This window comes from Bradyrhizobium sp. AC87j1 (assembly GCF_002936975.1).
GTDB classification, from domain to species: Bacteria; Pseudomonadota; Alphaproteobacteria; order Rhizobiales; family Xanthobacteraceae; genus Bradyrhizobium; species Bradyrhizobium shewense.
Window position 1 is genome coordinate 1 of record NZ_PTFE01000173.1, and the last position, 8,779, is coordinate 8,779.

General features: G+C 58.7%; 13 protein-coding genes and 2 pseudogenes. 11 read left to right on the plus strand and 4 right to left on the minus strand.

Features of this window, described 5'->3' with window-relative positions:
• Together CV770_RS44370 and CV770_RS44375 are read right to left on the minus strand one after the other, a co-directional pair.
• Positions 1-68 (minus strand): hypothetical protein (locus CV770_RS44370; RefSeq protein ID WP_502693639.1); only part of this gene is annotated, 68 nt, incomplete at its 3' end.
• A 115-nt stretch (positions 69-183) separates the two neighbouring features.
• Positions 184-438 (minus strand): annotated as a pseudogene (locus CV770_RS44375) (transposase); the annotation flags it as partial.
• Between the two features lie 20 nt (positions 439-458).
• Here CV770_RS44375 and CV770_RS41935 point away from each other — a divergent pair.
• From CV770_RS41935 to CV770_RS42310, 5 genes are all read left to right on the plus strand, one after another.
• Positions 459-809 (plus strand): hypothetical protein, encoded by a 351-nt coding sequence (locus CV770_RS41935; protein WP_146101450.1) that lies wholly within the window; start codon positions 459-461, stop codon positions 807-809.
• A gap of 1,137 nt (positions 810-1,946) precedes the next feature.
• The gene (locus CV770_RS39725) at positions 1,947-2,171 is read left to right on the plus strand and encodes a hypothetical protein (protein ID WP_146101451.1); all 225 of its coding nucleotides are present in this window, start codon (positions 1,947-1,949) and stop codon (positions 2,169-2,171) included.
• Positions 2,168-2,398, plus strand: a complete 231-nt coding sequence (locus CV770_RS39730; protein ID WP_104466189.1) for a hypothetical protein — start codon at positions 2,168-2,170, stop codon at positions 2,396-2,398. Before CV770_RS39725 ends, CV770_RS39730 begins: the two co-directional genes overlap by 4 nt.
• 34 nt (positions 2,399-2,432) lie before the next feature.
• A complete protein-coding gene (locus CV770_RS39735) occupies positions 2,433-2,729 on the plus strand; it encodes a hypothetical protein (RefSeq protein ID WP_104466190.1) in 297 nt (98 codons plus the stop codon).
• 778 nt (positions 2,730-3,507) lie between these two features.
• Complete coding sequence (locus CV770_RS42310; protein ID WP_161500085.1) at positions 3,508-3,681, plus strand: hypothetical protein; 174 nt, start codon at positions 3,508-3,510, stop codon at positions 3,679-3,681.
• Between the two features lie 282 nt (positions 3,682-3,963).
• Here the strand turns inward: CV770_RS42310 and CV770_RS39740 are convergent, their stop codons facing one another.
• Positions 3,964-4,485: a hypothetical protein gene (locus tag CV770_RS39740; RefSeq protein WP_104466191.1), complete on the minus strand. Its 522-nt coding sequence runs from the start codon at positions 4,483-4,485 to the stop codon at positions 3,964-3,966.
• Positions 4,486-5,836: 1,351 nt separating this feature from the next.
• Between CV770_RS39740 and CV770_RS39745 the strand changes: the two genes are divergently transcribed.
• The 6 genes and pseudogenes from CV770_RS39745 (at position 5,837) to CV770_RS43715 (ending at position 8,134) form a co-directional block, all read left to right on the plus strand.
• A complete protein-coding gene (locus tag CV770_RS39745; protein ID WP_104466192.1) occupies positions 5,837-6,238 on the plus strand; it encodes a DUF3892 domain-containing protein in 402 nt (133 codons plus the stop codon).
• A gap of 187 nt (positions 6,239-6,425) precedes the next feature.
• Positions 6,426-6,554, plus strand: a complete 129-nt coding sequence (locus tag CV770_RS43985) for a transposase (RefSeq protein ID WP_283811435.1) — start codon at positions 6,426-6,428, stop codon at positions 6,552-6,554.
• A 9-nt stretch (positions 6,555-6,563) separates the two neighbouring features.
• A complete protein-coding gene (locus CV770_RS43705) occupies positions 6,564-6,752 on the plus strand; it encodes a hypothetical protein (protein WP_245453999.1) in 189 nt (62 codons plus the stop codon).
• On the plus strand, positions 6,749-7,102 hold the full coding sequence (gene tnpB / locus CV770_RS39755) for an IS66 family insertion sequence element accessory protein TnpB (RefSeq protein ID WP_104466193.1): 354 nt from the start codon (positions 6,749-6,751) through the stop codon (positions 7,100-7,102). Before CV770_RS43705 ends, tnpB begins: the two co-directional genes overlap by 4 nt.
• A 69-nt stretch (positions 7,103-7,171) precedes the next feature.
• Positions 7,172-7,600: an IS66 family transposase gene (locus CV770_RS43710; protein WP_245454000.1), complete on the plus strand. Its 429-nt coding sequence runs from the start codon at positions 7,172-7,174 to the stop codon at positions 7,598-7,600.
• Between the two features lie 84 nt (positions 7,601-7,684).
• Positions 7,685-8,134 (plus strand): annotated as a pseudogene (locus CV770_RS43715) (IS66 family transposase).
• Positions 8,135-8,168: 34 nt separating this feature from the next.
• On the opposite strand, the gene CV770_RS39765 reads toward CV770_RS43715, so the two are convergent.
• A partial coding sequence (locus tag CV770_RS39765) for an acetoacetate decarboxylase family protein (RefSeq protein WP_245454001.1) occupies positions 8,169-8,779 on the minus strand: 611 nt, incomplete at its 5' end.

An 8,779-nucleotide genomic window follows, 5' to 3' on the forward strand; every position in this document is an offset into this window, starting at 1 on the left:
TCGCCTTCGATCCTGCGATTCCGCCACGCCTCGATCTTGGTATAGATCTTCTTGTTCAGGTTCGACACTGTGCTCGGGCTGACCCGGGTGCCCCACAGCGCCTCCGTGATGTCTTCGACCCGCCGAAACCGCAATTCCGGCCAGATACATCTCGATCAGCGCCTCCTCGACCGAGCTCTCCCGCCTCCGGTAGCGCTCGATAATTGCCGTCTCGAAGGTTTGCCGCCGTAGCTTCGGAACCTTCAGATTGACGTCGCCCGCCTTGGTGTGCAGCGTTCGCTCGTAGCTGCCTGCCCGCGTGTCCTGCCGGGCCGGTCTGCGCTCATACCGCCCAGCCCCACACAGCTGGTCCGCTTGGCCTCCACCATCGCGTTCGGTGTCTCTCTTCCACCGTCCCGCGGACCATCTCGCCCAGGTGATCTCGAATCCGGGCCTCATCAATTTGGATCACCTGACCCATGGCATTCCCATCGTTCATTCAAAGCTCCTTCAGTCTAGAAGAAGCCGTCAATCCTGAAAGTGAGAAAGACTCTGTACGTTATCCGGAAGTCGCGCCGTACTTACCGGGTTGGATGATTTCTCTGCTTGGTGTCTCGCTAGTCACCGCTAACCTCCTTGGCTCGGTCTTGGCCGTTTCGCGCTTGGTTGTTTACCTCTCCGGACGCTTTCTTCCCGCTGCTCTAGCGCACTTGCACAATGATGCGCCTCGCAACAGCGCTTTCTTTGTAAGCGCATGTCTGGTCTTTATCCTGGTGTGCGAGCTAAGTGGGTTTTTCCATATCGAACCATGTTTGCCTTGGCCGGAATGAGCTCTCTTGCCATATACTTGATTTTGGCGATGGCAATAACCAAACTGCGGAGAGGTTTTATTTCCTGGCTTCTTGCTTGTTTGATCGTGATTCCGTCTGCAATTATCCTACTCAGCACAAGTCGTCCCTTCCCTATATCGCATCTGCGGCTCTCGTTGCTTACTTCTTGAACCGCAGCAATCGGCGGTGAGTGACATGAACTGCACTTCAGATCAGCAAACGATTCGGAACGCCTCGATCACCGAAAGTCTGTCACTCGCGGAGTCGCGCGCCACTTTCAGCCAGTGCCGGACAGCGAGAAATGCCGCTCGTAAACGCTCCTCGGGATCATGGGTCCGCTGTGCCATCTTCTCCAGATTGTCGACGACGCGGGCATGTCCCTCGCGGCGGCTCTCGCGGCGATTTTGCGCAGCGAGACCGTGGAGGGATCTTCGACCGCAAACAGGTGGCGACCTTGATGAGATCGTCCCGCACCTCTTTCTTCTGCTCGCCGGTCCTTGCCCGCGCACCGGGCGCGGGCCGTCTGCGAGCACATCTTGGTCGGGCTTGGCCGATCGGCGTGGTTTCATGCAGGACGCTCGCAGGAGGCGCTTAAGCTGAACGAGAATGGCTCAACCGGTTTACCTGTGGACGGCATCCTTTAAATCCTCCTTCGAGCTTATCAGGGATCGGACGCCGCTGACCCGCCGGTCCGGATGATTCAATCGGCCAACCAGATTGGCCCACGCTGCCATAACGGCTGCGCCACAGGGGTCTCAGGGTCCCTTCATTAAACAAGGGTTGGAGATCACAGTGGATTTCGAACTTTTCAAGGAGCAACAAGAACTCAAGGCGCGTGCCGCTGCCTTCGTGGAACAGGTGTGCGCGTTCCAGTCGATCGTGATCACCGATTCCAGGCCATCGTGATCACCCATTCCAGAACATCGTGATCACCGTTTCCAGCCGATCGTGATCGCTATTTCCAGCTATCATGATCGGGGACAACCGAGAGGCGTCCACTGCTGACAGTCTGCAACCGGGGTTGGCAACCGCGTCCTCAAAATTCCACAGGAGGCAGAATCGCGAAAAAAATTAACGATTGATAAGGACAAAGCGGCCGAGCCGTGCAACATGTCCCGGTTAACAACGGAGACGTTCATGGCCGGCAAGACCTCGCAGATCGCCAACCTGGAAGCCAAAGCTGGAAACGCACAGCGAGCTTGCCGCCGTCGAGGCCGGTTTGCCAGCGCCGTCCACTCACTGGAAGCGCCGCCGATCGAGTTGTCTGACGCCCAGATCGGTGACCTCGTCCGCATCAAGAATTTAGCTGAAGTTCGCTTGGTGAAAGCTCGTGCGGCTCACCGGCGAGCCAACATGCTTTGACGGAAGCAAAGACTGCTGCCGCCGAAAAGGAGCGGAAAGACAATCTGACGCGCGTCCACTCGCTCGGCGCGGCTGCTCAGAAACAGATGCAGGACGCCGTCACCACTGCGATCAAGAAGCTCCGCGCTGCGATGCGCGCGATGGCCGACGCCGAGATTGAGCGCGAAATTCTGAACCGGCAACTCCGGACGATCAGCAGATCCACAGCTTCGAAGTCGCAATCATGAACATTCCCGGCGTGCCGCGGAAAAACTGTCCCGAGTGCGCGAGCTACACTGGCTGTGGCCTGGTGGCCGGCCCTATGACCCCGAGTATGCGGCCAAGATCAAGGTCAATCCGAACAGCTCCGCCTATCTCTCACATGGTGGTCAAACGACGAACATCACCAGCCGGCGCTATTTCGATCGCATCACTTACAGCGATTGCATCGGTCGTAGCGGTGTGTCGTCGCTTGCATCCGCGCTCGCCCTGCCCGGCTTGACGGGTGCCCCTGCTGGCTGGACTCCGATGCGCTACGTCTCGCCGCAGGCTGTTCTGACGGAGCTCGACCGCCTCTAGGGTTACGTGCACAGCGACCTCGCTCGGAAATCAAAGTCGAGCTGGAACCTATCTCGCCGATCTTCGAAAACGCAGAACAGCTCAAAGCTTGGGAAGCCGAGAACAAGTCCGCGACCGACAAGGCTGCGTGATCCGACGCGAACAGAGGGACTCAAACCATAAACCTGTCCGCCAATGAAATCTACGCCCGCACAAAGGCAGCAGCACAGGCGCTGGCCCCAGCTAGGACCGTGCATTCGATGTCGGCCCAGGCGAAATCCCGACTCGCTCTGAACGGCATGTCGAGACCGCCTAAGAAATCTAGACCCGTCGGCGCGCTGAAACCCGGCAGCGCGGGTCTGCATACTTGAGGTGAAAGTCACGGCTTAAGCCTGAGGCATGGTGCGGGCGCGCGCCGATGCCTTACGGCCTGAGTGCGGGGTTTGTGCTGATGAGTGAGGGTTTTCTCTGCTGCTCTCACTCCGGAGACCAGCGCCGGCCCCATTCCCGCCGCCGAGCGTTTTGACCGGACGCTCGGAGCACCTCTCCAGTACCGATTATGTCTCGACTGATGCTGCCATTGCCTGCCTCAACGAGGTCGGCAGGAGGTCGAAGGGTCACTCGACGTTCATTTTGGAGCGGGATCCTAGCTAGGCGGGGCATGCTTCGATGACCCGCAATTCGACGCCCTCAGACGACCGCACCAAGGCGATCCTGTGCTCGCCCTTGGCCTCAGGTCAAGAGCCGCTCGCCGTTCATCTAGCCGCCGAAACGGAACTCTCTGAAGGCGGCTCTCCAGATGACCATGATGGCACCCGTCGATCCGAGCGAGCCTCCGTTCGACGAGCATGCCCCGATTGAGGTCGGCGAGGCCTTGATCTGTCTTGGCCTGGTTATCCTTGAGCAAGAGCTGGAGCGCCGCCGGGAGGCCGGGATCATATCTGCGAGGGACAAACGCCATGGCAAAGGGTAAGAGCGAGGATTGCGCAAACTAAGCGCCTCAGTTCGCGCGTGACGGATAGCTCGCAATCTTGCGAGTGAGCTGCCAAAGCTCGACCCTATTGGTCTCGGCTAATTGCTGTGCTCGCTGCTCAGCCCTTTCCTCATCAGCGCAAATCAGTCTTGCAGAGTGCACAATGTTCCCGTTGGGCCCGAACGAGTAGACCATGAATTCCTCGATCGAAGGGCTTCCAGTCACGCGCCGTCCGTGACTTTGAAGGTCATTGTTTGATCCGATGGCGCTGCGTGCATGTCTTTAGTGGAGGTCGTCGCCTCTCATGCTTATCTGCTCGCGACCACCGGCCGGCGTATTGCCCGATTGCAAGTTCCTGCATGGACATTGGCCGGATCCTATTCCCCGCCGGTTGCGCTCGACGATAGCTACAATCAATTCTTCCGCGGCGTTCAGAGCCAGGTCCATTTTTTCCTCAACAATGGTCGACGTATCTCGACCAATACTGTCGAGGTGGTCCAGGGTCATCTCTTTGAAACTATGGGCTAGGCGCTCCTCGGCATCGTCGCGCGCATAGTCTACAATAGTATCCAAGTGGGCGACGATTTCAGCCCGTTGCTCGGTCGGTTTTGGACCATCAAGCAACGTTACCGCTCGTATAAAGGACTCCTCTATAGGGATCATATCAGGTTTCCTATGTTGCTGGATTGGAAGCCGCAGTAGCTCGCCCCGGTGCTGCAGATTCAGCGAGGCCCGACGCAAAGGCAACTCCTCAGAAATAAGGAGTTGATGTTGCGAAATTTGAGGGGCAACCATCATCGGCATTGATCGGTATGCGGCGCGGGGCGAGGCAATGCCGATATCAAAGCGGGGTGCTGTCCTAATTAGGACACCCGCGATGGCAGATTAGGACACTTGCACGGCTTCGGTGTATAAACACCGCATTCTTGCGGACTCCACATTACACCGGGAATGAGTAGTGATAAGCGGGCCGGGACTGGCATTTCAGCACGATCAACATTGCAACCGGCAGGAGGCTACCGAGAGGCGGCCTCTTTTGATTCCAGATAGGATCGGGCGAAACTTCCGGATTGCTATTGCCGGTGCAGAGGTGGCCGCCCCTGCGCCGGTTTCGCATTTCAGGAGGTGAGTGACGTTTGGGAAGGGGCCTGAAACCACTTGAGTTTCGATGCCGAGAGAGTCCTCGAAATTCCAGCTAAGTTATTGCTATCGTTACGTTGACGCCATCCCCTAGGGAGCGCCACGGCTATATCCCAATTGATTTCATTGGTGTTTTTGTCCTGCACGTCAACTGATCGCCCCGGGAATGGGCTAATCGGCCGCACGGGCCTGATTGGCCGCAAGCACCGCAAGCGCTTGCGACCGCAGGGACGGCGATGTACCGCTCAAAAATGTGCATCCGCTGTCCTGTAGCTACCCGTAGGGGTACGCTTCGCAAGCGATGGTGGCCAGCCCGTCCTCGAAGACTGAGGCTGGCCACCTTTGCCCCCGAGAGGCTGAAATTCTCTGGGCGCCAGCATCCTTATATTGCTGAGAAGCATGCGGAACACCTATCAAAATTAGTGGGGACGAGAATGTAAGGTAGTGCGAGCGTCCTTGCGCCATCGAGGTACATTCCGACGTGAAACACAGCACGTTCTATGGAAGGTTGCAGATGGAGGAGTGGTTCTACAAAACTCAAGCAGGGGTGGCTCAGATCGTTCCGACTGGGAAGGCTTTTGCGGTCACGTTTCGTGGTGAGACATTGGGGCATTATGCTTCGCCAGCGTCAGCGGCCGAAGACTTGGCAAACGGAACATGCTCTTGGCCTTCGGCGGGAGACCCATCAAACCTGGGCATACCGGAGAAGATTAGCGAGTGGCAGCGCGTGCGGTGACTTACGCCCCGAGGGTCCTCACCTCTGGTGATCACCGCCGTTTGGATCGTCCACACTCGAAGTTAGCGGCCGCGTGACTCGGCGCCCGATTGCAGACGAGCGCTGTCCCTATTACGCGCCGCTAACTCCAACACAGCCAGCATCGACGGCGGAAGAAGCTGACGGTAGGATACATTCACCGGAAAACGCCAAGGCACAACTACCAGAACCGGCCGGTCCCTCCTGCTCCGACCATTCTCTAAGCTGGTCCGACAGCTTGCAGAAACGGAGACACCAGCCATGCCGAGACGCGTGCGCATTCGTTACGCGAACAAGACGGGCAGAAAGAATCCTCACGAAAAACTATCACATGTCGGCGGACTAAACCCGGATGGAAAGCCGTGGAAGAAATCCATCGATCAGGTTGTCAAAGATATCGAGAGCGCCGAATGGGAGTTCTATGTCGAGGAAAACGGCCGCAGGGTTGATGTGGTTTGGGCCACGCACAACGGACACAAGTACCTCAAGACGACGGCCGACGACACTCAACCAGACAGTATTCTTCCGCTCCTAGCTGAGTGCCCCGATGATCGACTGTCGGATCGCAGGCAGTGCGGGCGCGATTTAGCGACGTTCGGCTGCACGCGTCAGGCGCTGTCCCTGCCACGCCCGCACTACCATTTGAAGTTAGCGGCCACGTGACTCGGCGCTTATCGGTAAGCGCTTAGCTGGAACCCTTGCTTCGGGATCGGTATAGCTGTGCGAAAGAAGCCTCCGGCTTGGACGGAGGCTCGGGATGGGATTGGACAGCAAAAAAGGACGTCCATTTGGATGATCGGCGGGGTCGGTGAGCCGGCTGGAAGTTCTTGAAGGACCGTCGGGGCGCCGCGTGCGTTCGGAAGCTGAGAGAGCTCGGATCGTCGCCGAGAGCCTGTTACCCGGTGCTCAGGTGTCCGAGGTGGCGCGCAAGCACGGAGCGACACGCCGGCAGATCTACGATTGGCGACGGCGGTTTTGACAGCGAGGCATGTTGCCGCTGTGCGAGGCGTCCCCGCCGACATTCGCGCCGCTGGTCGTGGAAGGTGCGTTGGAGGAGCATCAGGCTCCGGCGATCAAGCTTGAGATCGCGATCGGTGATGTCTTGCTGCGGACGGATACGGCCATTGATGCCGAACAGCTATCCCGGGTGATCCGTGCGGTGCGAGCGTCACGATGATCGCGGCCGGAGCTGATCTGAAGATTTACGTTGCCACGCGGCCGATCGACTTCCGCTGTGGCCACGATGGGCTTGCGACGAAGGTGCAGGAGATGCTTCATCTGGACCCGTTTAGCGGAGCAGCCTTCGTGTTCCGCTCGAAACGAGCGAACCGGATCAAGATTTTGGTCTGGGATCGAACAGGCCTGGTGTTGGTGCACAAGCGCCTCGAAGGTTGCAAGTTTGTTTGGCCAACGATCACGAACGGCGTGATGCGGATGTCGCCGGCGATGTTCGCGGCCTTGTTCGAGGGGCTGGATTGGAGATTGGTCCGCCCGGAAGAAGCACGGCGCCCGCAGGCGGCGGGATAACTGCGGCAGAATGACTCGGCAGCTATTTTGAACGTGGCACGCGCGGCGGCGATGTGCTCGAAATAGCGCATGAGCATCGCGGCGCTGTGCGACGAAAACGAACGCCTTAAGGCGCTTTTGGAGCGAACGCAGGCGGCCTTGAGCGAGCATCAGGAGGCGCTGGCGGCGTCGGAAGAAGCCCGACGCCGGCTGGAGATCATTCTCGGCGCATTGCGACGCGACAGGTTTGGCGCGAAATCCGAGAAGCTGCGACCAGATCAGTATCATTTGCCGCTCGAAGACGTGGAGATCGCACAAGGCATGCTGGATGCCGCGCAGGAGAGAGCCGAGGCGGTGATCCAGGGCCGATCACGGAACGCACCAGATCATAATTCTCATCGCAATCGCGGCTGCTTGCCTGCCCATTTGCCGCGGGTGAAGCGGATTATCGAGCCTGCGAGCACGCTCTGCCCGTGCGGTTGCGGCGCCATGACGAAGATCGGCGAGGACGTCAGCTAGCGCCTTGACGTGATCCCGGCACAACGGCGTGTGCTGGTCACACGCCGCCCGAAATACATCTGCCGCCGCTGCTCCGGCCCTGTCGTGCAGGCGCACGCGCCGGAGCACGTCGTACCCCGCGGGCTGCCGACCGAAGCGGCCATTGCGCACGTGATCGTCTCCAAGTTTGGTGACTCTACGCCGTTTTACCGCCAGTCCGAGATCGATGCACGCCAGGGCATCCGGCTTGATCGGACGACACTGGGCAACTGGTCCGGTCGCGCCTGCTTCCATCTTTAACCCCTCGCGGACCACATGCGCCGCCGCCACCTGGCCATGGCGGATCGTCTGTTCATGGACGAAACGACGGCGCCGGTACTCGATCCCGGGCGCGGCCAAACGAAAAAAGGCTACTTCTGGGCGATCGTGTCCGATGACCGCAGCCACAGCGGCCCAAGTCCGCCGATCGTGCTGTTCCGATATGCCCTCAGTCGCAGCGGTGCCTTCGCTGAGTGTAACGGCGCATCAGTGGGCACGCCGAGAGCCCAGGGCTGAACTCAGGATTCGATGAACTCCTGAAGCTTATCGATCACTGTTTACCTGGAGTTGCGGTTTCCGAAAGGATATCAATGACCTCGAGCTTGGCGTCATACTCCTCGTATGTGCCGAGCACGGGTTCGCCAAGTGCAATATTGTGCACGGGATCGACAATCGAGGGTGAGTCGTAAGTTAGGGAGGTGGGTCCGGTAAATTGAACTTCTTCGCCAAGCTCGTCGCGTCGCAACGTTCGCGCGGTACACCATTTGACGAGCTGCGTTACTGCGCCCTTCCCGCGCTCATTGATGGGGGGCAGATGCCGAACCGAGTAGAAATACGTCCGCGCAGAAAACATCTGTTGCGAACTCGAGCTCATGCGCTGGTCCGGTTGAGCGGTAAGAGTCAGCAGGCGCTTGCCAGCTGGACGCTCGAGCGTACCCTGAATTAGGCCACCTTCTCTAATCAGAGTAATGTGCGCCAGCTTTTTTGGAGCACCAAGAACCTCTCGTCCCGAGGCAAGCGCTGCATCATTCGTCGTCACGTAAATGTAAGGAATGTAAAAGCCGGTCTCACCGCCGGGATCACGAACTTGAATTCCTGAATAGCACTCCAAGTACGGCCCCACAGTGCTTGAGGGATAGCTCGCGACCCCCACAACGCCGA

Excerpts from the sequence above, each read along its gene's own strand:
- CV770_RS43710 (WP_245454000.1), top strand. The coding sequence starts at position 7,172 with ATGAGCATCGCGGCGCTGTGCGACGAAAACGAACGCCTTAAGGCGCTT.
- CV770_RS39745 (WP_104466192.1), top strand. The coding sequence starts at position 5,837 with ATGCCGAGACGCGTGCGCATTCGTTACGCGAACAAGACGGGCAGAAAG.
- tnpB (WP_104466193.1), top strand. The coding sequence starts at position 6,749 with ATGATCGCGGCCGGAGCTGATCTGAAGATTTACGTTGCCACGCGGCCG.
- CV770_RS39725 (WP_146101451.1), top strand. The coding sequence starts at position 1,947 with ATGGCCGGCAAGACCTCGCAGATCGCCAACCTGGAAGCCAAAGCTGGA.
- CV770_RS43705 (WP_245453999.1), top strand. The coding sequence starts at position 6,564 with ATGTTGCCGCTGTGCGAGGCGTCCCCGCCGACATTCGCGCCGCTGGTC.
- CV770_RS39740 (WP_104466191.1), bottom strand. The coding sequence starts at position 4,485 with ATGCCGATGATGGTTGCCCCTCAAATTTCGCAACATCAACTCCTTATT.
- CV770_RS42310 (WP_161500085.1), top strand. The coding sequence starts at position 3,508 with ATGACCATGATGGCACCCGTCGATCCGAGCGAGCCTCCGTTCGACGAG.
- CV770_RS41935 (WP_146101450.1), top strand. The coding sequence starts at position 459 with ATGGCATTCCCATCGTTCATTCAAAGCTCCTTCAGTCTAGAAGAAGCC.